Here is a 25,408-nt window from a genome sequence, read left to right on the forward strand (position 1 = left end):
ATGGACCCGATCACTCTGCGCGTGGTCGCCCTCGGCCACTCCAGCGCCGGCAAGAGCACCTACCTCGCCGCGGTGTTCACCCACCTCGCCGCCGGCCGCAAGGGCTTCCGGATGGTCACCCCCGACCGCGCCGCCTCCGAACAACTCATCGCCGCCGGAAAGCAGTTGGCCAAGGGGATCTACCCTCCGCCGACCTCCCGGAGCACCGGCCTCCACGCCGGGCTGGAGCACGGCCGCAGGGAGGTCATGGGCTTCCACTGGACGGACTACCGGGGCGGTGCGCTCACCGGCTCGGCCGCCGACGACCCGGAGACCGCCCAGCTGCTGGCGCGGCTCACCGGCGCGGACGCGGTGGTCGTCTTCGCCGACGCCCACCGCCTCGCCACCGACCCCGACTCCCACGACGAGGTGCGCCGCACCGTCGTGCTGCTGCACCGCGCCGTCGGCGACCAGCCCACCCCGCTGCCGATCGTCCTCGCCTACACCAAGTCCGACCTCGTCACCGACCCCTCCGACTGGGCCCGGGCCCGGGCCGCCGCGGCCCCGCTGGAGGAACTGCTCGCCGGCGGCGGACGGGTCCGCGGCACAGTGGTCGCGCTCTCCTGCGGCCGCTCGCCGCGCGGGGTCGCGGTACCGGTCCTGTGGTGCCTGTCCACCCTGCTCGACCACCGGGCGCGGCAGGCGCAGGACCGCCTGGAGACGGCGAAGGGCGTCGTCAAGGACCTGCGCAAGGAGGCCAACGGGATCGACAGCTTGGTCTCCTGGTTCAAGGGCGTGGAGAGCGCGGCCAAGCGGCTCGCGTCCTGGGAGGAACGGCTGCGCGAGAGCAGGGAGGAGGTCGCCGCGCTGCGCCGCCCCGCCCGGCGCCTGGCGAGACTCCTGGAGCGCGAGCAGCGCGGCACCGCCCCGCCGGCCGGCGCCCCCGCCCCGGCGGCGACGCGGTGACCGCCCCGCAGCCCGGCGCCGAACTCGCCCCGGTGGTGGCCGGGTTCTGCGCCGAGCTGGCGGGCCGGCTGCCACCCGGCCCGCCGGCCGACGCGGTGCGCGGCGTCCAGGAGCGGCTGGCCGGGCGCACCCTGCGGATCGCCGTCGGCGGCCGGATGAACGCGGGCAAGTCCACCTTGGTGAACGCCCTGCTCGGCCGCCGGCTCGCCGCCTCGGCGGCCACCGAGTGCACCACCGTGGTCGCCCGGTTCCGGCCCGGCCGGCTCAACCGGCTGCAGATCCGGCTGCGGGACGGCACCGTCCGCTGGCGGCCCGGCGGCCTGCCGCGCGACCCCCGCGACCTCGGGGTGAGCGCCGATCTGATCGCCGAGGTCGTCGTCGAGGCCGCCGGACTGCGGCCCGCCGGGGACTGCGTGCTCGTCGACACCCCCGGCCTGGACTCGCTCAGCGGCCTCGACGAGCCCGCGCTCGACGCCCTGGCCCGCGCCGACGCGATGATCTACGTGATGCCGCACCCCGGCGCGGGCGACGCCGAGGCCCTGGGCGCCCTGCGCGCCCAGGCGGACGGCCGGATGACCGCGCTCAACGCCGTCGGCGTGCTCAGCCGGATCGATCTGCTCGGCGAGGGCCACGGCGACCCCTGGCCGCGCGCCCGGCAGGTCGCCGCGACCAACGCCGCCCGGCTCGCCGGACTGGTCGACGCGGTGCTCCCGGTGGTCGGCCTGCTCGCCCAGACCGCCCTCGGCGACGACTTCACCGAACCGGACGCCGCCCTGGTCCGCCGGCTCGCCGAGGCCCCCGCCGCCGACCTGCGCCGCGCCCTCTACTCCGGCCGGCGCTTCCTCGACTGGGACGGCGCTCCGCTCACCCGCCCCGAACGGCAGCGGCTGTCCGGCCTGCTCGGCGTCTACGGCATCGACACCGCCCTGACGGCCGCCCGCCGGGCCCGCACCGAGGGCCGCCCGGTCGGGGCCGCCGCCCTGCTCGCCGAGTTCCGGGCGGCCTCCGGCATCGCCGCCGTCGTCGAGCACCTGCGGGTGCGCTTCGTCGACGCCGCCGACGCACTGCGCTCGGCCGCCGCCCTGGGCGCCGTCGAGGCGGCCCTCGGCACCGGCGAGGGCGTGCCCGCCGAGGTGCTGCGGCAGGCCCGCACCCGGATCGGCGAACTGCGCCGGCACCCGGAACTGCGCCGCCACGAACTCGCCCGGGCCCTGGCCGCGGTGGCCGGTCAGCGGCTCGAACTCGACGAGGACACCGGCGCCGCCCTGATCGCCCTCGCCACCGGCCGCACGCCCGCCGCCCGGCTGCGCCTGCCCGCCGGCACCCCGCCCGCCGAGCTGCGCCGGGCGGCGGCGCGGGCCGCCCGGGACTGGCGCCGCCTGGAGGACGGCCCGCTGCGCGACGTCGGCCGCTACGCCCGGATCGCCCGTGAGCTGTGCGAGGGCCTCTACTTCGCCCTCCCGCCGTCCTGACCCGTGGCGGAGGCCGGGACGGCGGGGGCGGCGGGGGCGCGGGTCAGAGCCCGGTGGGCGTGGGCGTGGGGACCCCCGGGCCGGTCGGGGGCGTGGTCGGCCGGGGCATGCAGGGCTTGGTGGAAGTCGGCGCCGGCACGCCGGGGGTGGGGGTGGGGAACTCGCACTCGCTCGGGTAGATCGGCCCGATCATCTGGACGCGGCTGACCTGGTACGGCGCCTGCCCGTACCAGCCGTGGAAGGTGACGGTCACCTGCCGGGAGTCGCCGATGAGGAGGGTCGTGGCCAGGGACTTCATGGTCGGCCCGCTGTCCCAGAGCGTCACCTCGCCGGTGTCCGTTCCGGTCCCGGAGATGGTCACGAAGGTGTAGGGGCCGGACATGTACGCGGAGAACTGGTAGCGGGTGCCGGGGACGACCGGGACCGTCTGTGTGCAGCCGGCGTAGTCCGTTCCGCTGGGGCGGCCTTCGACGGTCTGGCCGGTCTGGACGAACTCGCCCCGGCAGTCCCAGCCCAGGGCGAGCGGGTAGCGGAAGTCGCCGTTCTTGATCCAGTCCAGCGGCGCGGGCTGGGCGGTGGCGCTCCCGTGCACGGCGAACGCGGCGGTGGCGGCCAGGACCAGGGCGCCGAGGGCGGCGCCGAGCGGGCTGCCGGCGCGGGCGTGGCGGGGTCTGGGGCGCGTTGAACGCATGACGTCTCCGATGTGTGTGTGGGGGGCGGGCGTCCGTCAGGGGATGTACGTGCGCCGGCAGGTGGGGGAGGGCGCCGGGGAGGACGGGCCGCCGGTCGCCGTCGGGGAGGCCGGCTCGCCGCAGGGGCTCGGTTCGAGGCCGGGGCCGACGAGGGAGACCCGCCGCACGTCGTAGGCCGCCTGCCCGTACCAGCCGTGGAAGTACACGGTCAGCTCGGAGGTGTCCGGCCCGGTGGTGACCTGCACCGACAGGTCGTTCCACTCGCTCTGTCCGGACCAGGTGGAGGCGTTCTCGCCGGCCGCGCCGCTGACGCCGGCGAAGGCGAACGGCCCGCGGACCGTGGCGGAGAGCGTGTAGCTGGAACTGGGCTGGACCCGCACCCGCTGGGAGCAGCGGGCGTTGCTGCCGGCGGTCGGGCGGCCGGGGCGGGGGTGAACGGATGCACGCATGCCGTCTCCGGGTGGGGGAGTGCCGATGGGGCAGCGGTGCCGGGGAGTGGTGCACACCATGGTGGACACGGCCCACCGCCGTCAAGAGGAGGACGGGGCTCCGGGCGGGGCCGCCGCCGAGCGCGAGCGGGTCGCCAACCTGGTTTTACGTACCGGGAGATGATGGACCATCAGGACGCCTTCGGTGGGGCCCCGTTGACGTCGGGGGAGCGGCGGGAGGTGCTCGCGGGCCCGGTCGGCCCTCCTGTGGTGCGTGCGCCCGTGGCCGAGGGCCGGACCCGTGGCGGGCAGGTGAAGCCGGAGGCGGCCGTCGGCCGGCGGTGGGTGTGGATGCCGGTGCCGCGTCGGCGTCCCGCCGGCCCGGTGCCCGTGGGCTGCCGAGCCGGGGGGATCCCCGGGCGGCCTCAGGGGTGCGGGCCGTGCCACCCGGGGTCCGCCGAGCCGTCGTAGGGGTCGTGGGTGTCGTGGCCGTGGAGGTGCCCGTCCTGGGCGTGCGGGTCGTCGTACGGGGTGCCGGCGTCCGCGTGGTGCGGGTCGTGCTGGTGCGGGTCGGCGGCCCAGGCGTCGGTGTCGTAGCCGTCGTGGTGCTGCCAGGGGTCGTCGTGGTGGTGGTCCGTCCCGTGGTGGTCCGTCCCGTGGTGCGGCCGATGCTCGGCGTGGTGCCCGTGCTGGTCCCCGGGCGTGCCCCCGTGGTGCTCGTCGTGGCGCTCCTCGTGGTGCCCGTGGCGCTCCTCGTGGTGCTGCGGCGGGTCGTCGTGGCCGTGGTGCGGCGGGGTCGCGCCGAGGGCGGCGCCGGCCAGGGCGTCGCCGAGGCCGCGCAGCAGTGCCGAGCCCGCCGCCCGGCGGCGGGAGCCGGGCGGGGCGGGCGACGGCAGGGCCACCAGCGCGCCCGGACCGGGTGTGCCGATCCAGGCGCGCTCCTCGAAGCGCTTGGCCGGGAGGGCCACGGTGATCCGGGTGAACGCCTCCACCGGGACACCGCCCCCGCCCGTCGCGAAGGCGTCGGCGAAGAGGTCGTCGGCGACCACCACCGCCAGGTCGGTGTCCGGTGCGCCCTTGAGCGCGGCCCGCGCCTGCCGACAGTCGAGCAGCCGGCAGGCCGTCTCCACCGAGCGCGCCACGAAGCCCAGTGCCGCCCGCTGCACCCCGCCCTGGGCGAGGGCGGCCCGCACCCGCAGCCGCCCGGCGGTGCCCGGCGCCCGGTTGAGCGTGTGCAGGGCGTCGCGCAGGCCGAGGACCAGGCCCGGCAGCGCCCTCGCCTCGTCGGCGTCGGGCGGCAGCAGGAGCAGTTGGCCGTCGCCGCGGTCCTGGGCCTCGCAGCGCGCCCGGTCGACCCCGGCCCGGGCGCAGGCGTGGTCCAGCGCGCGGTCCAGCCGCTCCTGCACCTTCTGCTGCACCCGGTAGGGCCGGCCGCTGTACGCCTCGATGTCGACGACCAGGCAGATCCGCCGCAGCCGGGGGGCCGCCGCGCCGCTCACGCCCGGCCACCGCCGTCCGGCAGGCGCGGCGGCGGGAGCGCGACGCCGGCCGCCTCGGCCAGCAGCGCCCGGTCGCGGACGACGAGTTCGCGGTAGCTGGTGCGCACGGCGCCCTGGTTCCGCAGGGTGCGCAGCGAGCGTTCGACGCTGGCGGGGGAGAGCCGGGCGAGCGCGGCGAGGTCGGCGTGGCTGAGCGGGATGTCGATCCGCAGGCCGTCCTCGCCGGGGGTGCCGTAGGAGCCGAGCAGGGTGTGCAGGGTGCGGGCGAGCCGGGCGAGGCCGGTGCCGTGGCCGGCGTCGACCCGGTGACGGGTGGCCGAGCGGAGTTTGCGGGTGACCGAGCGCTGGACGGCGAGGGCGGCGGCGGGCCGGTCGGCGAGGAAGTCGAGGAAGGCCGTGGCGCCGATCTCCCGGGTGGTGCTGGTGCGCACCGCGAGGACGCTGGCCGAGCGCGGCTCGCCGTCCAGCACGGCCAGCTCGCCCAGGAGTTCACCTGGCAGTCGGACGGCGAGCAGGGCCTCGCCGCCGTCCTCGGTGGCGGCGACCACCTTGACGCAGCCGGTCAGCAGCAGGGCGGTCCGGTCGCCCGGCTCGCCCTCGATCATCAGGGCCTCACCCGGCGCGTAGACCCGCCGGGTGCCGAGCCGCCCGAGTTCCCGCAGGTCGGCGGCGTCGAGCCCGCTGAACGGTCCGCGCGGGAAGGGGGCGAGCGGGGCGTCGCCGGGTCTGCCCGACCCCCTGTCCGGTCCGGTGACGCCGTGCGCGCTGTGCATGGTGCCTGCCCCCACCCCGGTCGGCAACCCCGCCCCAACGGGGCGATTCCGTACGGAAGATAGCGCACCGCCCGGCGCGGTGTCAGTCCCGGAGCGCCGGGCGCCGCCGGTCCGCCCGGGCCCGGGCCCGGTCGGCGGCAGAGCACAACGACCTCTCACTGCCGTACATGTGACGTATCGTTAGGTCGGTTTGGTGCGTTGACGCCGGAGGGGGTCGGAGGAGGGGCGCCGCCGGCGCCGGTCGTCAGGACCGCGGCGGAGCCGGGTACCGTCCGGGGCGGCCGTCAGAGCGCCTCCAGGGCGGCGGCCTCCTCGCGCACCAGCTCGCGCAGCGCGGCGAGCGCGGGGCGGCGGTCGTCCAGGCGCCACTGCAGTTCCAGCGGCAGGGTGGCCCGCCCGGCCAGCCGCACGGTGACCACGTCCCCGGTGAGGTGGCCGGTCATCGAGGCGGGCACCAGCGAGAACGCCCGGCTCTGGGCCAGCAGGTAGAGCCGGGAGCCGACGATCCGGGCCGGGCCGACCAGCACCGGCGGCTCGACCCCGCGCTCGGCGCACAGCGCCAGCACGTGGTCGTAGTAGCGCGGGCTCTGCTCGCGCGGCCACAACAGCAGGGGCAGGTCGCCGAGTTCGTCCAGCCGCACGGCGCCGCGCCAGGCCAGCGGGTGGTCGCGGCTGACCGCGACCCGTACCGGCTCGTCGGCGATCCGCTCCCGCCGGTAGCCGGGCACGTCGTCCAGGAACCGGCCGAGGCCGAGGTCGGCGAGCTCGGCGGCCAGCGTCGGGGAGACCCGGCCGGTGTCCACCGACAGCTCGGACAGCACCAGGTCCGGCAGTTCCCGCTCGGCGCGGCTGACCACGGCCGGCAGCAGCCGGTTGACCACGGTGGGGGAGGCGACGATCCGCGCCGTGCCGAGCCTGGTCTCCTCGTGCAGCCGCACCCGGGCGAGCAGCGCGTCGGCGCGGGCCAGCAGGCCGGCGGACTCGGCGGCCATCACCTCCCCGGCGGGGGTCAGCCGCACCGCCCGCCGGCTGCGGTCGAACAGCTCCACCCCGACGGTCCGCTCCAGCCGGGCCACCTCCTGGCTGACCGTCGGCTGCGAGATGTGCAGCCGCTCGGCGGCCCGGCCAAAGTGCAGGGTGTCCGCCACCGTGAGGAAGACCTCCAGCTGGCGCAGGGTGAGACTCATAGGCCGGAGTCTATGAGAAGGGCCGGTATTCATTCTGGATCCCGATCCGAGCGCTCCCTACCCTGAAGCCACCGCTGCCACACCGTGGTGGCAGCCTCACAGGGAGCACACCGCCATGACCGGACTGCCCATCCGCATCTCCGAGGAAGTCGCCGGGGCCGTCGCCGCCGGCGCGCCCGTCGTCGCCCTGGAGTCGACGATCTTCACCCATGGGCTGCCCCGGCCGCGCAACCTGGAGGTCGCGCTGGAGGCGGAGGAGCGGCTGCGGTCGACCGGCGTCGTCCCGGCCACCATCGGCGTCTTCGCGGGCGTGCCCACGGTGGGCCTGTCGGCCGGTCAGATCAAGGAGCTCTCCGAGGCCGACGACCTCGACAAGGCCAGCCTCCGCGACCTGCCGGTGGTCGCCGCGCTCGGCCGCCACGGCGGCACCACCGTCGCCGCCACCGCCTTCCTCGCGCACCGCGCCGGCATCCGGGTCTTCTCCACCGGCGGCCTCGGCGGCGTGCACTTCGGCGCCTCCGAGAGCTTCGACGAGTCCGCGGACCTGACCACCCTGGCCGCCACCCCGGTCACCGTGATCAGCGCCGGTGTGAAGTCGATCCTCGACATCCGGGCCACCCTGGAGCGCTTCGAGACCCTCAACATTCCGGTCATCGGCTACCGCACCCGCCACTACCCCGGCTTCTACGTCACCGATTCCGGTCACACCGTCGGCTACCAGGTCGACACCCCCGAGCAGGCGGCCCGGGTGATCGTGGCCCGCGATGGCCTGGAGCTGCCGCAGGCCGTGCTGATCGCCAACCCGGTCGACCCGGACAAGCAGCTCCCGCCGCAGGAGCTGGACGCGCTGCTCACCCGCGCCCGGGCCGAGGCCGAGCGACAGGGCATCACCGGCAACGCCTCCACGCCGTTCCTGCTCGACTTCATCCAGCGCGACACCCGGGGCCGCAGCCTGGAGGTGAACGTCGAGGTCTACCGGGGCAACGTCCGGCTGGGCGGCGAGATCGCCACCGCGCTGGCCGCCGCGCGAAGCGAGGGCTGACCGGTGCTCGGCGTGCTCGGCGACCTCGTCGAGGACATCGTCGTCTGGGTGGCGGGCCCGCTGCGGCACGGCACCGACTCCGACGCCCGGGTCTTCCGGCAGCGCGGCGGCAGCGCCGCCAACGTCGCCGCCTTCGCGGCCGGCCAGTGCCCCACCCGGTTCCTCGGCTGCGTCGGCGACGACCCGGCCGGGCACGGCCTGACCGCCGAACTGGCCGGCCACGGCGTGGACGTCCGGGTCGCGCGGCACGGCACGACCGGCAGCATCGTCGTCCTCATCGACGAGGCCGGCGAGCGCACCATGCTCCCCGACCGGGGCGCGGCCACCCTGCTGCCGAGCGTCCCGGACCCCTGGCTGGACGGACTCACCCATCTGCACGTGCCCGCCTACTCCTTCGACGGGGAGCCGGTCGGCACGGCGGCCGTCGACGCCCTGCGCCGGGTGCGCGCGAGCGGCGCCACCACCTCGCTGGACGCCTCCTCGACCGGCATGCTGGAGGGCTTCGGCCGCGAGCGCTTCCTCGCGCTCGCCGCGGAGCTCGCGCCCACCCTGCTGTTCGCCAACCGCGCGGAGGCCGCCTACCTGGGGCTGCTCACCGACGGGCGCCCCGGGCCGGAGCGGGCCCGGCTCGCGGCGACCACGGTGGTCACCAAGTCGGGCGCCGACGCGACCACCGTCGACGTGCCGGGGGAACGGCCGTTCACCGTGCCGGTGCCGCCGGTCGGCGAGGTCCGCGACCTCACCGGCGCGGGCGACGCCTTCGCGGCCGGCTTCCTCGCCGCCTTCCTGGACGGCCGGCTGACCGGCACCGGGCCGGGGGAGTCCGGGCTGCGGGAGGCCGTCGCACGCGGGCACCGCTGCGCGGCGCGGGTGCTGGCCTCGCCCGGGGCGTCCTGCCCGCCGGACTGAGCCGCCCGGGGGCCGGGGCGCGCGGGGACCCGCGCGGGGGCACCCCTGGGGGCGCGCGGGGACACGCTCACCGACGGCGCAGCGTCCGGCCGGCGGGGCGGCGGGTGCGGTAGTCAGTGGCTGGTCCGATCCCCCACCCGACAAGGGGCCAGCCGTCATGACCTTCACCAGATCCGCCGCCCGCGCGATCGGCTCCGCGCTGCTGATCGCCGCCGCGCTGCTCGCCGTGCCCCTCGCCGCCGCCCCGCCGGCCGCCGCCCAGGGACCGCGCAACGAGAAGGAGGCGGCGGTCTGCCGTCATGTCCTCGGCAGCCTGCTCGCCTTCGCCGGCCGGCACGTCACCGAGGCCTGCGCCGTCCGGCCGGGGGCCACCGCGCCCACGGCCGGCTGAGGGCCGCCACCCGGCGCCGCCCCGCCCTCCCGCACGGGAGGGCGGGGCGGCGCTCTTCCGCTCTTCCGCTCTCCCGGCGGTCCGGTGGTCCGGTGGTCCGGTGGTCCGGCGGTCCGGTGGTCCCGTGGTCCGGCGGGGCGCGGCCGCGCGAGGGGTGCGGTAGGGTGTCGGGCGCCGCAGCAGTACGCAGAGAAACGGGGAGGTGAGAACCCATGACCGCTGTGCCGGAACGGGTGCTCCCCGGCCGCGACCGCGACACCCTCGTGCAGGACCACGCCAGGCCGTAGCGCCGGCGGGCGTCCGGAGCACGCGGGACCGTCCGCCGTCCGGCGCGCATGCGCGGGAGCCCCGGGTCGGACGACGTCCTCCCACCTGTGCTCCGAGGGGTTCCCTTGCCTGTCCACCCGTCCGTCTCCCTCCGCTCCGCCGTCACCTCCCGGCTGCGCGCCGCCGGTTGCGTCTTCGCCGAGGACGAGGCGCGCATCCTGCTCTCCGCCGCCGCGACGCCCGCCGAACTCGCCGCGATGGTCCACGACCGCGCCGCCGGCCGCCCGCTCGAACACGTCGCCGGCTGGGCGGAGTTCGCCGGCCTGCGGATCGCCGTCGACCCCGGCGTCTTCGTGCCCCGCCGGCGCAGCGAGTTCCTGGCCCGCCGCGCCGCCGCGCTGGTCCGGGAGGACGCCCTGGTGGTCGACCTCTGCTGCGGCACCGGCGCCCTCGGTGCGGCACTCGCCGCCACCGCCGGCCACCGCGTCCGGCTGTACGCCTCCGACCTGGATCCGGCCGCCGTCCGCTGCGCGCGCCGCAACCTCGCCGCGACCGGCGCCGAGGTGTCCGAGGGCGACCTCTTCGCCGCCCTGCCGACCGCGCTGCGCGGGCGGGTGGACGTCCTGATCGCCAACGTCCCCTACGTGCCGACCGCCGACATCGCGCTGCTGCCGGCCGAGGCCCGGCTGCACGAGGCCCGCCCGGCGCTGGACGGCGGAGCCGACGGCCTCGACGTACTGCGCCGGGTGGCCGCCGACGCCCCGCACTGGCTGGCCCCGGGCGGCGCCCTGCTCTTCGAGACCAGCGACCAGCAGGCCGACGCCGCCCTCGCGGTGGCCACCGCCGCCGGCCTGAGCGCCGGGCTCGCGCACGACGACGACCTGGCGGCCACCGTGGTCACCGCCACCCGCCCGTCCGGCGCGCCTGCCCGGCGGTAGCCCCGCGGTCGTGGACGCGCGCACATGCGGCTGAGCGTGACGACCATGTCCGGGTGGCGGCGCGCGGAGTTGACTGAGGCCCATGACCGAGAACACCACCAGCGTCCAGCAGTCCAGCACCCCCACCACCACCACCGCCGCCCGGACCGTCCTGGTCACCGGCGGGACCGGCAAGACCGGCCGGCGCGTGGCCGAACGCCTCACCGCGCTCGGCCACACCGCCCGGATCGGCTCGCGCACCGCGCCGGTCCCGTTCGACTGGGCCGACGACTCCACCTGGGACGCCGCCCTCGACGGCGTCACCGCCGCCTACCTCGCCTACTACCCCGACCTCGCCCTGCCCGGCGCCGTGGAGGCCGTCGGGGCCTTCGCCCACCGCGCCGCCGAGGCCGGGGTCGAGCACCTGGTGCTGCTGTCCGGGCGCGGCGAGGAGGCCGCGCAGGCCGCCGAGACCGCGGTCGCCGAGGCCGGCACCGGCTGGACGGTGGTCCGCTGCGCCTGGTTCTCGCAGAACTTCTCCGAGAGCTTCTTCCTGGAGCCGGTGCTCTCCGGCGAGCTGGCGCTGCCGACCGGCGTCGCCGTCGAGCCGTTCGTCGACGCGGACGACATCGCGGACGTCGCCGTGGCGGCGCTCACCGAGGACGGCCACGACGGCGAGGTCTACGAGCTGACCGGCCCGCGGCTGCTCTCCTTCGCGGACGTCGCCGCCGAGCTGTCCGCGGCGACCGGGCGGCGGATCCGCTTCACCCCGGTCACCGTCGAGGAGTACCGCGCGGTGCTGGCGGCGGTCGGCCTGCCGGGCGAGTTCGCCGACCTGTTCACGATGGTCCTGGACGGCCGCAACGCGCATCTGACGGACGGCGTCCGGCGGGCGCTCGGCCGGGAACCGCGGGACTTCGCCGACTACGCCCGCGCCGCCGCGGCGACCGGCGTCTGGAACGCCTGAAGCCCTCTGCCGCATCCCGCCGTTGCCGTCCGGCCCGGAGGTTCCCCGGGGCCGGACGGCCACGGCCGCCCCGGGAGCCCGCGCCCGTCGTTGATCGCGAGGGCCGCCGGTTCGTAGGCTTGCCGGCCATGGACACCCTGACCGGGCTGCTCGACGGCCCCAAGGCGCGGGGCGCGTTCGTGCTGCGTTCCGTCCTCAGCACGCCGTGGGCGCTGCGGATCGAGGACCGCGCGCCGCTCTCGCTGATCACCATGCTGGACGGCGAGGCGTGGATCCTGCCCGACGGCGGACAGCCGGTGCTGGTGCGGCCGGGGGACCTGGCGCTGCTGCGCGGACCGGAGTCCTACACCCTCGCCGACGACCTGCGGACCGAGCCGGAGATCGTCATCGGCCCGGGGCAGATCTGCTCCAAGGACGGCGTCAGCGTCGCCACCTCGATGGCCCTCGGGGTGCGGACCTGGGGCGAGACCCGGCCCGGCGACGAGCGGCCGTCGGTGATGCTGACCGGCACCTACCTGGCCGAGCACGAGATCGGCCGCCGGCTGCTGTCCCACCTGCCGACCCTGCTGCTGCGGCCGGCCGGGGCGGACACCACCGAGGACACCCTGGTCCGGCTGCTCGCCACCGAGGTCACCCGGGCCGAGCCCGGACAGGAGGTGGTGCTGGACCGGCTGTTGGACCTGCTGGTGGTCGGTGTGCTGCGGGGCTGGCTGGCCGCGCCGGACACCGGCGCGCCCGGCTGGCTGCGGGCCCAGGCCGACGACGTGGTCGGCCCGGCGCTGCGGCTGCTGCACGACGATCCGGCCCGGCCGTGGACGGTGGCGGCGCTCGCCGCCGAGGTCGGGGTCTCCCGGGCCGGGCTGGCCCGGCGGTTCAGCACGCTGGTCGGTGAGCCGCCGATGGCCTACCTGGCGAACTGGCGGCTGGCGGTGGCGGCCGACCTGCTGCGCGACCCGGGGCTGACCGTCGCGGCGGTGGCCCGGCGGGTCGGCTACGGCGACGCGTTCGCGCTCAGCACCGCGTTCAAACGGGTGCGGGGGCTGACCCCGCAGGAACACCGCCGGTCGGCCGCCTCGGCGGACGGGCCCGCGGTCGACGGCCCGGTAGCCGGGGGCCCGGCCACCGGGGAGGCGGCGCGGCACACGCCGGCCGGGGACGCGGTGGCGGGCGAGGCCGCGGAGGGCGCGCCCGGGCAGCCGCCGGTGCGGCCCGGGCCGGCCACCGTGGTGCTGGCGGCGGGCTGAAGCTCCGTCGGCTCGGCGCCGGCCCCGCCCCCGCGGGCCTCAGTGCGCGCCGACGCCGCTGTGCACCACCAGCGCCCAGCAGAGGCAGCCGAGCGCCGCCGTGGACAGCAGCGCCCGCGCCGCGCTCCACCGCATCCGCCGGGCTCCGGACGGGGCGTCCGGCTCCGCGTACTCCGTCCGGCCCGGCTCGCCGGCCTCCGCGAGCGCCTGGCTCAGCGGCAGGTTGACCACCCTGGTCGCCACCAGGGAACCGGTGTAGCAGACCAGCGCCCCGACCACCGCCGGCAGCACCCGGTGTCCGTCGCTCGGCAGGTGCAGCACGACCGCGAGGCCGGTGAAGACCAGCGTGCCGACGAAGCCCAGCAGGTACCAGCCGTTGAGGACCGCCACGTTGAGCCGCTGCATCACCTGGACGACGACCAGGCTGTCGGCGGTGCGCAGCCCCGGTGTCACCGAGGCGTAGGTGTAGAAGAGTCCGGAGGTCAGTCCGGTGGTGACGGTCGCCGCCACCAGTGCGAAGACCCGCATCGCCTCCATGCCGTCCTGCCCCCGTCCGCTCGGCCGGCGCCGCCCGGTCGAAGCGGCCCCGCGCTGCCGATCATCCGTCATCGAACGGCCGCTTGCCCACCGAATCGGCCGATAGGGCAATGAGGATGACGCATGGTCATGGCTCCGCGGCCGGAACCCGCCCGCGGAGGATCAGCCTCCGGTGCGCCCGGCGAGCGCGGCGAGCAGCGCGTCGACGGTCCAGTGCCCGGCGGCACCCGGGCGGGTGCTCAGATAGGCGGCCGTGCGGCGCGGCGACCAGCCGTGCGCGTCGGCCAGTCCGGCGGCGAGATTGCGCAGATAACGGGCGCGCGGGGCGTTCAGCCGGGCCTCGGACAGGGTCCAGGGGGCGGTGAAGGTCACCACGGGCACGTCCTCCAGCGTGCCGGGGCACACCAGGGTCTGGTACCGGCCGGGCCCCTGCGGGTCGCGGCCGGTCCGCAGCACGGCGGCCAGATCGAGGTCGGCGCCCGGCCCGCCGCCCATCTCCTGGGCGGCGATGTCGCTGAACTGTCCGATGGTCAGCAGATAGGCCCGGGCGGGGGCGGAGCCGCGCCGGCGGGGGTCGTAGAAGGCCATGCCGCCGCCCCAGGTCCGCGACTCCAGGGCGAAGTAGAGCAGGCCGGGCAGGCGCACCGGCGCCGACCGCTCCGGCAGGCGGGCGTCCCGGCAGCCGGGGTAGTCCCGCTCGCCCTCGGCGGGCCGTCCGCCGTGCAGGTAGCAGGCGAGCCGTTCGGCATGCATGTTCGAGCCGTACGCGGCGTACCAGATCAGCGGCGGCACGGCCGGCGCGGGGCCGGGCGGCGGGATGACGAACGGTCGGATCTCCTCCACGGCCGGTGACGCTACCCGACCCGGCCGTCCGCACCGGACCGGACACCCGGCGGCCCGGTCGGTCGGCGGTCCGGTCAGTCTGCGGCCCCTGCGGCCCCTGCGGCCCCTGCGGCCCCTGCGGCCCGTGCGGCCCCCGACGGCCCCGGCGGTCGCGGCGGGCAGGCTGCGGTGACGGTGTGTCCGGCCGCGCGGGCCGCGAGCGCCCGCCGTGCCGCGTAGCCGCGGTCCGGACCGGCGGCGGCGTCCAGCTCCTCGTCCGGGTGGAACCAGGCCCAGTCGGTGATCTCCCCGTCCGGGCAGCCGAGGCGGACCGCGGCGGGGTCGGCGGTACCGAAGTCGTGGAAGAACTGCACGATGGGGTGGTCCGCGCCCGGGGCCGGATGCTGCCAGACCACCGCGAGCAGCGGCCCGGGCGGCCGGTCGAGTCCGGTCTCCTCGCGCAGCTCGCGGGCGGCCCCGGTCGGCGAGTCCTCGTGCGTGTCGAGCACTCCGCCGGGGAAGTTCCACCGCCCGGCGTCCGGCCGCCGGTCCGGCTCCCGGACCCGCGGCTTGACCATCAGCAGCCGCCCGTCCGGCGCGGTCACCACGGCGGCCGTGCACAGCCAGGCGCGCGGCGTGGTCGCGAGCCACTGGGAGCGCGGCAGATGCGGGCGGGCCGGCGCGTGCGCGCGCAGGAAGCGCACGGCGGCGGGGGAGAGGCCGGGCAGGTTGTCGGTGAAGAACCAGGCGTGCGTGGCGTGCCGGGGGAGGACGAGCCGGTCCATCGCGCCGGGCGCGTACGCGGACAGCGCGAACACCTGCCGCCGCCCCGGCGGCGCCCCCTCCTCGAACACCCCGACCGGTCGCACCGCGCCGGCGGCCACCCCGCACGCCTCGGCCAGCGCGCGCACGGCCGCCGTCCGCGGCTCCTCGGCCGGCCCTACGGTGGCGGCCGGCAACTCCCAGCACCCGTCCGGCCGGCGCAGCAGCAGCACCCGGCCCAGCGCGTCGGTGACGAGCACGACGGCGAGCGGCGGGGGACAGGACGAACGCTCCACCCGGGGCCTCCTTCGACGAGGGGAACGACGGGGCAGGGGCGCGGTGCCGGGACGGCTCGGCGGCCACCGCCGACGTCCGGCCGCAGGTGCCGTCCACCGCACCGGAGCCGAGCCCCCGGCGGCGGCCCGGACGACGCCGCTCGCGCAGGCCGCCGGCCCGCCGCCCGCGGCGTCCCCGCCCACCGGCGCCACCTCCGTCCGCCCCGCCGCGCCGCTCCCGGTGCGGGCCCCCCTACCCGCCCGCACCCGCCCCGGAACCTCCGCCGCACCTCGGGCGCCGCCCCGGCCGACGGCCCCGGCCGGGTGCCGTGACCAGCCGGACTCGGCGAGCACGCGGGCCTCCGGGGTGAGACGGGCCCGGCCGGGGGCCGATTCTCCTCCGGCCGGACGGCGAAGCCTCCGTACCCGCCGGGAAGGCTGGAGCCCGGGGGCGGCGAGCCCGGCCAGGACACCGCCCTTCAGGAGCACCGGGGCCGCCGTGGCACCGAAGCGCTCGGCGCGGACCCGGATCGGGGCAGGCAGGACGCGCTGCCCCGCCCGCACGTCCGCCTCCCGCACCGGGTGCGGCGGTTCGCGCTCCCGCAGCGGAAGCAGGGCCTCGCGTCCGGGGCGGGCGGCAAGGCCGACGGAGCGCTCGCCGCCCGTGGGGCGCCCGGTGCGCCAGGCCCCCGCGGCCGGCAGACGGTGGACCACCTCGGCCGGGGCGTCGTGCCAGGCGGCCCGGTGCGGCGGTGCCCGGCCGCCGCGCCCTCCCGCCCACCGGGTGTCGACCGGACCCGGCGACGTCGCCGCGGCGGCCGGCCCCCCGCCCGGTCGCCCCGGCCACCGGATCCGCCCAGTGGCGCGTGCGGACCCCGGCCCGCCGTCCTCGCCGCCCCGGAGGCGGCCGGGGCCCGCCGGCCGCGCCGCGCCGCCGGCCGGCACGCTCCGGCCGCCGAACCGGAAACCCGAGGGTCCGCCCGCGCCGGGGTCCCGTCCACGCGTCCGGCCCGGTCCACGGGACACGCCGCGGCGGCCGGTGTCACTGGACGCCGGGCGGCGGCGTGGGGCAGGGGGCGGCGGACCGGCCGGGCGGCGCCGGGTGACTGAGCAGGGACCAGAGGACCCAGCCCGTCAGACCGCTGGGTACGACCACGATCCGGCTCCACCGGGTGCCCAGCGGGGAGATCCAGGTGTCGACGATCTCGGCCGGCTCGCCGCACCGGGCCAGACCCAGCACCGCGCCGTCGACCGAGTGCTCACGCCGCACGTTGGCCGCGCTCGCGGCGACGACCCAGCCGGCCCGGGCATCCGGCGGGGGCGGCCCGGGCGGCCCGGGCGCCCGTTCCGGCGGCGGACGGTGGTCGGTCTCCACGGCCACCACCAGGAGGGTGACGACCAGCAGGGACAGTGAGGCCCACGTGGCCCTTGCGACGTGTACGGACATACCGGGACAACGAGCCGGTCGCGCGGTGCGGCCCGCGGCCGGCCCACGGCCACCCGGAAGGCCCTTCCCGCCTCGCCCGGGCGGGTGGCGGCCCCGTCCGCGTGCCGCAGGCCCGGGCCCCGCGCGGCGCCGCGGGGCCGGCTCCGGTGCGGACGGGGCGTCACGGACCGTCCGGCCACCAGGTCACGCCACCCCCCGGGCGGCCGGGGCACTGTCCATGGCGGCCCCTACGATGTGCGGCATGAACACTGGGGCGCCGGAGACGCGGCTCATCGACAACCGCTTCGAACTCATGGAACGCCTCGGCGGCGGGGGCATGGGCCTGGTCTGGCGCGCCCGCGACACCATGCTGCACCGCGAGGTCGCGCTCAAGGAGGTCCGCCCGCCGGACCCGGCCATGGCCGCGGCCGACCCCACGGCCGCCGACGAACTGCGCGAGCGCGTGCTGCGCGAGGCCCGGGCGCTCGCCCGCCTCCAGCACCCGAACGTCGCGGTGATCCACCACATCGTCGACACCCCCGGCCACCCGCACCCCTGGCTCGTCATGGAGCTGGTCACCGGCGGCAGCCTCGCCGAGCGGATAGCCCGCGGCCCGCTCTCCGTCCCCGAGGCCGCCCGGATCGGCCGCGGCGTGCTCGCCGCGCTGCGCGCCGCCCACGCGGCCGGCATCCAGCACCGCGACGTCAAGCCCGGCAATGTGCTGCTGCGCGCCGACGGCACCCCCGTCCTCACCGACTTCGGCATCGCCGCGATGCAGGACGCCACCGCGCTCACCGCCACCGGCGCGCTGATCGGCTCCCCCGAGTACATCGCGCCGGAGCGGATCCGCGGCGAGGAGGGCAATCCGTCCTCCGACCTGTGGTCGCTCGGCATGCTGCTGTACGTCGCCGTCGAGGGTCACCACCCGCTGCGCCGCGCCACCACGCTGGCCACCCTCGCGGCCGTCCTCGACGAGCCGCTGCCGCCGCCGACCCGCTGCGGGCCGCTGGGGCCGGTGCTGGCGGCGCTGCTGGCCCGCGACCCGGCGGTGCGGCCGGACGCCGCGCAGCTCGACCGGGCGCTCGCGGCGGCCGAGGCGGGTGCGGCTCCCGGAGGGCCGCAGCCGTCCTGGTCGCCGGCGCCGCCGGACGCCGCGCACCCGTACGCCGGGCAGCCGCCCGCCGGGCCGTACCCGGGCGCGCCCTCCGGCTCGTCCCCGCACCCGTACGCCGGGCCGCACCCGCACCCGCACCCGCACCCGTACGCGGAGCCGTCCTCGGGGGTGTTCGTGGAGCACTCCTCGGGCACGGCGTACCTCCCCGGGCCCGGCGACGACACCGGGACCGAGCTCCTCGGCGCGACCGGCCCCGCCGCGACGCCCCCGCCGCCCGCCCGCCGCCGGACCGGTGCCACGGTCACCCTCGCGGTCGCCGGGGTCGCCCTGGCGAGCGTGCTCGCCTGGACGCTGCGCCCGGACGGGACGGGCGACGCGGCCGACCCGGGCGCCGCCCCGAACGGGTCGTCGGCCCCCGCCGCCGCGGGCGGCTCCCCGACGGCCCAGGACGCGGCCGCGTCCTCCGGCCCGGCCGCCGCACCCTCCGGGACCGCGTCCGTCGCTCCGCCCGCCGCCGGCACCGCCGCCGGCACCGCCGCCGCGGGCACCGGCACCGCCTCCGCCGCGCCGACCGTCAAGCCGCCGGCGAAGCCGTCCAAGGACCTGCTGACCCCGGACGGCGTGCGCACCGCCGTCGCCGCGATCACCGCCCAGAGCGGCGGCACGAAGGTCAAGTCGCTCAACGTCTACGCGACCTACGCGAGTGCCCAGGTGCCCACGGCCGACGGCCGGAACTACGACTGGTACGACTACCGGGACGGCAAGGTCACCAAGCGCGCCGGGGGGCCGATGGGCAAGGACAAGCCCGTGGACCTCGCCCAGTACGACTGGGACGTCGTTCCCGCGCTGCTGAAGAAGGCCGAGGAGACCCTCAACGTCAAGGACCCGAGCAGCCGTTACCTGGTCATCGACACGTTCCCGCTCGACAACGTGGCGACCATCCGGGTCTACCTCTCCAACGAGTACCACAACAGCGGCTACCTGGTGGCGGACACCAAGGGAACCCTCCGCCACACCTATCCCGCCGACTGAGCCGCACCGCGGCGGGCCCGGACACGGGCCACGCGGCACGGACGGGGCACCCCCGCAGGGCGGGCGGCCGCTTCCGGGCCCAAGCTGGACTGGTCCGGTGGCGGCGCCGACGTGCCACGGGACCGGTCGGCCGGTCAGCCGTCCGTCCGTCCGACCGACCGATCACCCGTCCGACCACAGTCCGACCGGCCGACCGGCCGGCTGGCCGCCGAGCGAGGAGCCGTCACGAGATGAGCGAGAACCACCACGTCCTGCTGCTCGACTTCACCGACCTCGCCGCCTGCCGGGCCGCCTTCGACGAGGCCGCCCACCTGCCCGGCCTGCGCCAGTCCGCGATCGTCGAGCGCCTGGCCGACGGCACACTGGACTTCCCGGCGTCCCAGGTGCGCGGGGCCGGCGCGCCGACCGTGGGCGCGGGCGTGGCCGGCGGCCTCGCCGGGCTGCTCGGCGGCCCGATCGGCGTCCTGCTGGGCTGGGCGGCCGGAACGGCGATCGGCAACGCCGCCGAGACCTGGCGCGACCACGAGGGCGGCGCGGCGCTGATCGTGCTCAGCGAGGAGGTCGACGAGGGCCACTGCATGCTGGTGCTCGACCTCACCGAGGCCTCGCCCGAGCCCGCCGAGGAGCTGGCGGCCCGCCACGGCGTCACCCTCCGCCGCCTTCCGGCCGCCGAGCTGGCCGATCGCGTGGAGGCGGCCCGCCGCGCCGCCGGGTAGCGCAGGCCCCGGCAGACGGATGTCCCGGCAGCCGGATGTCCCGGCCGCCGGAGGCCGCGGAAAGCGGATGCCGCCCGCCCGCCGATGGCGCAGCATGATCCGTATGCCTGATCCCTCGGTCCTCACCCGCGCTGAGGCCGTCGAGCGCCGCCGGCTGCTCGCCGTCCGCACCGTCCACCTCGATCTCGACCTGACCCGCGGCCGGGAGGTGTTCGGCTCCACGACGGTGATCCGCTTCGGCTGCACCGCCCCCGGCGCCGGGACCCACGTGGACGTCGAACCGTCAAGGCTCCGCCGGGTGGTGCTGAACGGCCGCGAGCTGGACGTCGGCACCCTGCGAGCCGGGCGCTTCCCGCTGACCGGCCTGGCGGCCGAGAACGAGCTCACCGTCGAGGCGGACATGGCCTACTCGCACACCGGCGAGGGCATGCACCGCTTCACCGACCCCGCCGACGGCGAGGACTACGTCCACACCCAGTCCTTCCTCGACGACGGCCCTCGGGTGTTCGCCTCCTTCGACCAGCCCGACCTCAAGGCCCCGTACACGGTGTCCGTCACCGCGCCGCCGCAGTGGACCGTGGTCGGCAACAGCACGGGCCGCCAGGTCGCGCCCGGCCGCTGGGAGTTCACGCCCACCCCGCCGATCAGCAGCTATCTGCTCGCGGTCGTGGGCGGGCCCCGGCCCCCCGCGGCCCCCCCCCCCCCGGCGGCCCCCCCGCCCCCCCCGCCGCCCCCGCCCCCCCCCCCCCCCCGGGGCCCCCGCCGCTTGGTCAACCCCCCCCCCCCCACAAAAACGATTCGCTGGCGGGCGGGGCGCGCGCCCCCCCCCCCCCCCCGCCCCCCCCCCCCACGACGGGATCCCGCTCGGCCTGCACTGCCGCCGCTCGCTCGCCGCCCACCTGGGCGCCGAGGCCGCCGAACTGCTGGAGATCACCCGGCAGGGCTTCGACCACTACCACCGGATCTTCCGGCGCCGCTACGCCTTCGACAGCTACGACCAGTGCTTCGTCCCGGAGTTCAACCTCGGCGCGATGGAGAACCCGGGCTGCGTCATGCTGCGCGACGACTACGTCTTCCGCTCCGCGGTGACCGACACCCAGCGCGAGCACCGTGCCCTGGTGGTGGTGCACGAGATGGCGCACATGTGGTTCGGCGACCTCGTCACCATGACGTGGTGGGACGACCTGTGGCTCAACGAGTCCTTCGCCGAGTACATGGCCCACGAGGTGACGGCCGCCGCCACCCGCTTCACCGGCGCCTGGACCGCCTTCGCCGCCGACGGCAAGACCTGGGGCTACGACGCCGACCAGCGCCCCTCCACCCACCCGGTGGCACCGGCCGCGGTGGACGACACCGCCGAGGCGCTGCAGAACTTCGACGGCATCTCCTACGCCAAGGGCGCCGCCGCGCTGCGCCAGCTGGTCGCCTGGCTCGGCGAGGAGGCCTTCCTGACGGGCGTCAATGCCCACCTCGACGCGCACGCCTTCGGCAACGCCACCCTCGACGACCTGCTCCGGGCCCTGACGGCGGCCAGTGGGCGCGACGTCCACGGCTGGGCCGACCGCTGGCTGCGCACCACCGGCGTGGACACCCTGCGGGTGGCCGACGGCCGGATCGCGCACACCTCCGCCGACGGCGTGCTGCGCCCGCACCGGCTGACCGTGGGCCACTACCGGCGCACCGCCGGGGGCGCCCTGGAGCTGTCCGGGCGCGTACCGCTCGACCTGCCCGCCGACGGCTCCGGGGCCCCCGTGAACGGCGCCGAGCTGACGCTGCCCAACGACACCGACCTCGGCTTCGCCAAGATCCGGCTCGACCCCGGCTCCTGGCGGACCGTGCGCTCCTCGCTCGGCGCCGTGCCCGAGGAGCTGGCCCGGGCGGTGCTCTGGGGCTCCGCCCGGGACCAGGTGCTGGACGGCGAGCTCGCGCCGGGCGCGTACCTGGAGCTGGTCGCGGCCCACCTGCCCGGCGAGACCTCGGTGCACCTGGTGGACGCGGTGCTCTCCTTCGCCCGCACCTTCGTGGCGGACCGCGCCGTGCCGCCCACCGGTCGTCCGGCGGCGCTGGCCGTCCTGGCGCAGGTCTGCCGGGCCCTGCTGCGCCGCACCGAGGGCGGGCCCGACCGCACCGGCCTGCGCCTGGTGGCCGTCCGCGGGGCGATCGCCACCGCCGACACGTCCGGGACCGCCGAGCTCCGCGGCTGGCTGGCGGCCGGGACGGTGCCCGGCGGCCCGGTGCTCGACCCGGACCTGCGCTGGCACCTGCTGCTGCGGCTGTGCGTGCTCGGCGCGGCGGGCGAGCCGGAGATCGCCGCCGGGCTGGCCGCCGACCCCAGCGACACCGGCGAGGAGGGCGCCGCCCGCTGCCGCGCCGCGCTGCCCGACCCCGAGGCCAAGGAGGCCGCGTGGCGGGCGCTCTTCCACGGCGACCTCTCCACCTACCTGACGGCCGCCACCGCCGCCGGTCTCTGGCAGCCCGAGCAGGCGCAGCTGCTGGACGGGCTGACCACGCGCTACTTCGAGGACCTGGGGCCGGCCGCCGCCCGCCGCGGCCCCGCACTGGCCCGGGTGCTCACCGGGACGGGCTTCCCCGCCTTCGCCGCCACCGGGCGGACGGTGCGGGCGGCCGAGGCCTGTCTGGCCGGCCCGGACCTCACCGTGGCGACCCGGCGCGGACTGGTGGACCAGCTGGACACGCTGCGCCGCGCGGTCCGGGCGCGGGCGCTGGCAGGCCAGTAGCGCCTCCACCGGCCCCGGGGGGCGCGGGCGGGCGGCGGGCTCAGTGCCGCGCGCCCCGGCCCGTCCCCGCCTCCAGGAGGACCTGGCCCGCCGCGGTGCGGTGGTACAGCACCGCACGGCCCGTCCGGCGGCGCAGCGCGAGGCCGGACTCGCGCAGGATCCGCAGATGGCGGCCCACCGACCCGAGCGGCAGCCCGGTCAGGGCCACCAGCTGGCTGGTGGTCTTCGGCGCCTCCAGCAGGGTGAGCAGCTCGGCGCGGCCCGGCCCCAGCAGGGCGGCCAGCGCCCTCGGCACCGGGGGGCGGTCCTCCTCGGCCAGCACCCCCGAGCACGGGTAGACCACCGCGTACCGGCGGCCCGGCGCCGCGCGCCGCCGCCCGTCGACCGGCGGCACGTCCCAGCAGAGCCAGCTCTGCTGCGGGGTGACCGGGACGAACAGCAGGTGCACGCCGGTGAGGTCCATCGGCTGGGCCCCGTCGTCCCGGTGACCGATTCCCAGCCGGTCGCCGCCGAGCCAGCGCATCCCGGGGCGCAGACCGTTGAGCGCGTCCGCCCAGCCGCCCGCCCCGAGCCGGGCGGTGCGGGCCAGCACGTCCGCCTCGATGATCCGCCGGCGCCGGGCCCACGTCGGCTCCACGGTCTGCGTCCACACCCAGGCCAGCAGGTCGGCGGCGCGCTCCGCCAGGTCCTCGCGCTCCAGCAGGGGCGGTGGCGCGGTGCCCAGGGTCTCGGCGAGGTCCGCCCGGGCGACGGCGGGCGGCGTCGCCCGGACCTCCGCGAGCTCCCGGGCGAACAGCGCCCCGTCCGCGCCGTGCTGCTCGGCGCCCGGGGTCGGAGTGAGGAAGGTGGCGTTCCAGCGCGGGCCGAGCGCGGCCCGGACCAGGGCGGCGGTCACCGGGTCGGCGGCCAGCCGCTCCCGGTAGCGGGGGAGCCCGGCGTCCAGCCACCGCCGCTCGCCCGGGTGGGCGCCGCCGCCCCGGTGCAGGGTCTTCAGCGCGGCGACCGTCTCGGCCAGCGGGGAGAGCGCGAACCGGCTCCCCGCGAGGGTGTCCGCGTCCAGCCGCCACCAGCCCATGCCCCGCCTCCCGCCAGGTTTCGCCGCCGCGCGAAAACCTAACGCCGTGCCGGTCGCGGCGGAAAGACTCCGCCGCATGCGCACCTACCGGGAGCTGTTCCACGACCGCGGGTTCACCGCCCTGTTCCTGTACTCCGCCGCCCAGACGGCCGCCCAGACGGTGGCCGGGCTGGCCCTGGGCGTGCTGGTGTTCCGGCGCACCGACTCGCCGCTGCTCGCCTCGCTCGCGATGTCCGGCCCGGCGCTCGCCCAGCTGCTCGGCGCGGTCACCGTGCTCTCGGCCGCCGACCGGCTCCCGCCGCGCGCCGCGCTGACCGGGCTCGGCCTGCTGCTCGCCCTCGGCACCGGCGTCCAGGCGCTGCCCGGGCTGCCGGTGGCGGCGCTGGTCCCGGTGCTGCTCGCCCTCGGGACGGCCGGCGCGGCGGGCGGCGGAGTGCGCTACGGGCTGCTCCGGGAACTGCTGGGCCGTGACGGCTTTCTGCTGGGGCGCTCCGCCCTCGGCCTGGCGGCGGGCCTGGTCCAGATCGGCGGGTTCGCGCTCGGCGGCGCGCTGGTGGCCGCCCTCGCCCCGTCCGGCGCGCTGCTCGCGGCCGCCGCCCTGCACCTGCTGTCCGCCGGCACGGCCCGCGCCGGCCTGCTCCGCCGCCCGCCCCGGGCGGCCGGGCGGCCGTCCCTCGCCGGCACCTGGCGGGCCGACGTCCGGCTCTGGTCGTCCGCGCCGCGCCGGTCCGTGTACCTGGCGCTGTGGGTGCCCAACGGCCTGATCGTCGGCGTCGAGTCGCTCTACGTCCCGTACCGCCCGGACGCGGCCGGCCTGCTGTTCGCCACCGGGGCGCTCGGCATGCTGGCCGGGGACGTGCTCGCCGGACGGCTGCTGCCGGCCGGGCGGCGGCAGCGGCTGGTCGTGCCGCTCTGCGCACTGCTCGCGGCGCCGTACCTGGGCTTCGCGCTGGAGCCCGCGCTGCCGCTCGCGGCGGCCCTGGTCGCGGTGGCCACCGTCGGCTACGGGGCGGGGTTGCTGCTCCAGGAGCGGCTGGTGGCGCTGACGCCGCCCGAGCTGAGCGGGCAGGCGCTCGGCCTGCACGGCTCCGGGATGCTCGCGCTGCAGGGCGTCGGCGCGGCGGCCGCGGGCGCGCTGGCCGAGGCGACCTCGGCCGCCACCGCGATGGCGGGGACCGCCGCCGCCTCGCTGGCCGTCACCGCACTGCTCGCACCGGGCCTGCGGCGCGACGGCGGGCGGCCGGGCGCCGGCCGTCGCGGCGTGCGCGGGGGAGTGACGGTGCCCGGCGGCAGTGACGGTGCGTGCTGCTAGCATCCGCGCAATCCGAACGAAGATCGAACAGGGTGGGCGCGGTGCAGGAGAACCAGCTGCGGAAGCAGGAACAGCCGCAGGATCCGGACGGGAGAGCGTCGGCCCGTCGCCGCCGCATCGCCATCGGTGTCGCGGCGGGGGTGTGCACCCTGGCGCTGGTGGGCGCGGGCGGCTGGGCGATGACCGGGTCGGACGCCGCGGAGCCGGCGCCGAGTCCGTCGGGCCCGCCGTCCGCCGCGCCCTCCCCGACGGCGGAGAGTCCGACACCCTCCGCTCCGGTGGAGACGCCGGTGCCATCCGACACCCCGGCCGCCCCGGAGCCTGCCGACGCGCCGGCCGCCCCGGCCGTCCCGCCGGTTCCGCAGCCGGAGAGCCCGGCGGCCGCCGAGCCGGCGCCGGACCGGCCGGCCTCGCGGGCACCGGCTCCGGCGACCCCGCGCCCGGCCGCTCCGCCGAAGGCCGCCCCGACCGCGCCTCCCAAGCCCGCCCAGCCCGCCCAGCCCGCCCAGCCCACCCCGCCGCCGGCCGCACCGCCGGCCGCGCCCGCCCCCCAGCCGCCCGCCGCTCCGCCCGCGCAGCCGGCGCCCCCGCCCGCCGCTCCCAAGCCGGCCCCCGGGCCGACCGACGACCCGCGCGAGGGCCCCGGCCCGGAGCAGGGGACCGTGCCGCCGCGTCCGGTCCCCACCCTGCCGTCGCGCCCCGCCTCCTGCCCGCCCGGCCAGATCGCGTCCTGGGACGGCTGCCACCCGCTCCCGCCGCCGATCACCCTCTCCTGACCTCTCGAACCCCCGCCACCACCCCGACCGCCCGGTTCGCGCCGGGCGGTCCTTGATCCACGATTAGTTGAATGCTAAATTACCTCTGAC

Annotated in this window: 24 protein-coding genes and 1 pseudogene; 14 read left to right on the forward strand and 11 right to left on the reverse strand. The window is 77.8% G+C overall.

The annotated features are described in order from the left end of the window. Together ACF1AK_RS11410 and ACF1AK_RS11415 are read left to right on the forward strand one after the other, a co-directional pair. Positions 1–945, forward strand: coding sequence for a hypothetical protein (locus ACF1AK_RS11410; protein ID WP_391498539.1), 945 nt, complete (start codon positions 1–3; stop codon positions 943–945). Beyond that, positions 942–2,417 carry a dynamin family protein gene (locus ACF1AK_RS11415; protein WP_391498540.1) on the forward strand — a complete coding sequence of 492 codons (1,476 nt, stop codon included), beginning with the start codon at positions 942–944 and terminating at the stop codon, positions 2,415–2,417. The genes ACF1AK_RS11410 and ACF1AK_RS11415 overlap by 4 nt, the downstream gene beginning before the upstream one ends. Before the next feature lie 43 nt (positions 2,418–2,460). Here the strand turns inward: ACF1AK_RS11415 and ACF1AK_RS11420 are convergent, their stop codons facing one another. The 5 genes from ACF1AK_RS11420 to ACF1AK_RS11440 form a co-directional block, all read right to left on the reverse strand. Next, positions 2,461–3,108, reverse strand: a complete 648-nt coding sequence (locus ACF1AK_RS11420; RefSeq protein ID WP_391498541.1) for a hypothetical protein — start codon at positions 3,106–3,108, stop codon at positions 2,461–2,463. A 36-nt stretch (positions 3,109–3,144) separates the two neighbouring features. Then, the gene (locus ACF1AK_RS11425) at positions 3,145–3,558 is read right to left on the reverse strand and encodes a hypothetical protein (protein ID WP_391498542.1); all 414 of its coding nucleotides are present in this window, start codon (positions 3,556–3,558) and stop codon (positions 3,145–3,147) included. A gap of 404 nt (positions 3,559–3,962) precedes the next feature. Further along, a complete protein-coding gene (locus ACF1AK_RS11430) occupies positions 3,963–5,036 on the reverse strand; it encodes a hypothetical protein (protein WP_391498543.1) in 1,074 nt (357 codons plus the stop codon). Further along, complete coding sequence (locus tag ACF1AK_RS11435) at positions 5,033–5,809, reverse strand: Crp/Fnr family transcriptional regulator (RefSeq protein ID WP_391498544.1); 777 nt, start codon at positions 5,807–5,809, stop codon at positions 5,033–5,035. The genes ACF1AK_RS11430 and ACF1AK_RS11435 overlap by 4 nt, the downstream gene beginning before the upstream one ends. Positions 5,810–6,093: 284 nt before the next feature. After that, positions 6,094–6,996: a LysR family transcriptional regulator gene (locus tag ACF1AK_RS11440; protein ID WP_391498545.1), complete on the reverse strand. Its 903-nt coding sequence runs from the start codon at positions 6,994–6,996 to the stop codon at positions 6,094–6,096. A gap of 115 nt (positions 6,997–7,111) precedes the next feature. On the opposite strand from ACF1AK_RS11440, the gene ACF1AK_RS11445 reads away from it, so the two are divergent. The 6 genes from ACF1AK_RS11445 (at position 7,112) to ACF1AK_RS11470 (ending at position 12,733) form a co-directional block, all read left to right on the forward strand. Continuing rightward, positions 7,112–8,038 carry a pseudouridine-5'-phosphate glycosidase gene (locus ACF1AK_RS11445; protein ID WP_391498546.1) on the forward strand — a complete coding sequence of 309 codons (927 nt, stop codon included), beginning with the start codon at positions 7,112–7,114 and terminating at the stop codon, positions 8,036–8,038. Between the two features lie 3 nt (positions 8,039–8,041). Then, positions 8,042–8,947 (forward strand): carbohydrate kinase family protein, encoded by a 906-nt coding sequence (locus ACF1AK_RS11450; RefSeq protein ID WP_391498547.1) that lies wholly within the window; start codon positions 8,042–8,044, stop codon positions 8,945–8,947. A 157-nt stretch (positions 8,948–9,104) separates the two neighbouring features. Continuing rightward, positions 9,105–9,338 carry a hypothetical protein gene (locus ACF1AK_RS11455; protein WP_391498548.1) on the forward strand — a complete coding sequence of 78 codons (234 nt, stop codon included), beginning with the start codon at positions 9,105–9,107 and terminating at the stop codon, positions 9,336–9,338. A 392-nt stretch (positions 9,339–9,730) separates the two neighbouring features. Further along, the gene (locus tag ACF1AK_RS11460) at positions 9,731–10,543 is read left to right on the forward strand and encodes a putative protein N(5)-glutamine methyltransferase (RefSeq protein ID WP_391498549.1); all 813 of its coding nucleotides are present in this window, start codon (positions 9,731–9,733) and stop codon (positions 10,541–10,543) included. 82 nt (positions 10,544–10,625) lie between these two features. After that, the gene (locus ACF1AK_RS11465; RefSeq protein ID WP_391498550.1) at positions 10,626–11,489 is read left to right on the forward strand and encodes an NmrA family transcriptional regulator; all 864 of its coding nucleotides are present in this window, start codon (positions 10,626–10,628) and stop codon (positions 11,487–11,489) included. Between the two features lie 128 nt (positions 11,490–11,617). After that, positions 11,618–12,733: an AraC family transcriptional regulator gene (locus tag ACF1AK_RS11470; RefSeq protein WP_391498551.1), complete on the forward strand. Its 1,116-nt coding sequence runs from the start codon at positions 11,618–11,620 to the stop codon at positions 12,731–12,733. Positions 12,734–12,772: 39 nt separating this feature from the next. On the opposite strand, the gene ACF1AK_RS11475 is transcribed toward ACF1AK_RS11470, so the two are convergent. From ACF1AK_RS11475 to ACF1AK_RS11490, 4 genes are all read right to left on the reverse strand, one after another. Beyond that, positions 12,773–13,342 carry a DUF1772 domain-containing protein gene (locus ACF1AK_RS11475; protein ID WP_391498552.1) on the reverse strand — a complete coding sequence of 190 codons (570 nt, stop codon included), beginning with the start codon at positions 13,340–13,342 and terminating at the stop codon, positions 12,773–12,775. 90 nt (positions 13,343–13,432) lie between these two features. Next, positions 13,433–14,113 carry a histone deacetylase gene (locus tag ACF1AK_RS11480; RefSeq protein ID WP_391498553.1) on the reverse strand — a complete coding sequence of 227 codons (681 nt, stop codon included), beginning with the start codon at positions 14,111–14,113 and terminating at the stop codon, positions 13,433–13,435. A gap of 74 nt (positions 14,114–14,187) precedes the next feature. Beyond that, positions 14,188–15,150 carry an NUDIX hydrolase gene (locus ACF1AK_RS11485; RefSeq protein WP_391498554.1) on the reverse strand — a complete coding sequence of 321 codons (963 nt, stop codon included), beginning with the start codon at positions 15,148–15,150 and terminating at the stop codon, positions 14,188–14,190. Between the two features lie 1,021 nt (positions 15,151–16,171). Next, positions 16,172–16,576 (reverse strand): SH3 domain-containing protein, encoded by a 405-nt coding sequence (locus tag ACF1AK_RS11490; protein WP_391498555.1) that lies wholly within the window; start codon positions 16,574–16,576, stop codon positions 16,172–16,174. A gap of 241 nt (positions 16,577–16,817) precedes the next feature. On the opposite strand from ACF1AK_RS11490, the gene ACF1AK_RS11495 reads away from it, so the two are divergent. Both ACF1AK_RS11495 and ACF1AK_RS11500 read left to right on the forward strand, forming a co-directional pair. Then, complete coding sequence (locus tag ACF1AK_RS11495; protein ID WP_391498556.1) at positions 16,818–18,701, forward strand: serine/threonine-protein kinase; 1,884 nt, start codon at positions 16,818–16,820, stop codon at positions 18,699–18,701. A 230-nt stretch (positions 18,702–18,931) separates the two neighbouring features. After that, positions 18,932–19,417: a histidine kinase gene (locus tag ACF1AK_RS11500; RefSeq protein WP_391498557.1), complete on the forward strand. Its 486-nt coding sequence runs from the start codon at positions 18,932–18,934 to the stop codon at positions 19,415–19,417. Positions 19,418–19,700: 283 nt separating this feature from the next. On the opposite strand, the gene ACF1AK_RS11505 is transcribed toward ACF1AK_RS11500, so the two are convergent. After that, positions 19,701–19,889, reverse strand: coding sequence for a hypothetical protein (locus ACF1AK_RS11505; RefSeq protein WP_391498558.1), 189 nt, complete (start codon positions 19,887–19,889; stop codon positions 19,701–19,703). Between ACF1AK_RS11505 and ACF1AK_RS11510 the strand changes: the two are divergent. Together ACF1AK_RS11510 and pepN are read left to right on the forward strand one after the other, a co-directional pair. Next, a pseudogene (locus tag ACF1AK_RS11510) lies at positions 19,845–20,015 on the forward strand (hypothetical protein); the annotation flags it as partial. The gene ACF1AK_RS11505 and the pseudogene ACF1AK_RS11510 sit on opposite strands and share 45 nt — an antisense overlap. Positions 20,016–20,316: 301 nt before the next feature. After that, complete coding sequence (gene pepN / locus ACF1AK_RS11515) at positions 20,317–22,155, forward strand: aminopeptidase N (RefSeq protein ID WP_391498625.1); 1,839 nt, start codon at positions 20,317–20,319, stop codon at positions 22,153–22,155. Between the two features lie 40 nt (positions 22,156–22,195). Here the strand turns inward: pepN and ACF1AK_RS11520 are convergent, their stop codons facing one another. After that, a complete protein-coding gene (locus ACF1AK_RS11520; protein WP_391498559.1) occupies positions 22,196–23,230 on the reverse strand; it encodes a winged helix-turn-helix domain-containing protein in 1,035 nt (344 codons plus the stop codon). A gap of 76 nt (positions 23,231–23,306) precedes the next feature. Here ACF1AK_RS11520 and ACF1AK_RS11525 point away from each other — a divergent pair, with 76 nt between their 5' ends. Both ACF1AK_RS11525 and ACF1AK_RS11530 read left to right on the forward strand, forming a co-directional pair. Continuing rightward, complete coding sequence (locus ACF1AK_RS11525) at positions 23,307–24,542, forward strand: MFS transporter (RefSeq protein WP_391498560.1); 1,236 nt, start codon at positions 23,307–23,309, stop codon at positions 24,540–24,542. 290 nt (positions 24,543–24,832) lie between these two features. Next, entirely contained in the window at positions 24,833–25,318 is a 486-nt protein-coding gene (locus ACF1AK_RS11530) for a hypothetical protein (RefSeq protein WP_391498561.1), read from the forward strand. Positions 25,319–25,408 lie beyond the last annotated feature (90 nt).

The sequence above is a fragment of the Kitasatospora sp. NPDC015120 genome (assembly GCF_043080305.1).
Taxonomy (GTDB): Bacteria; Actinomycetota; Actinomycetes; order Streptomycetales; family Streptomycetaceae; genus Kitasatospora.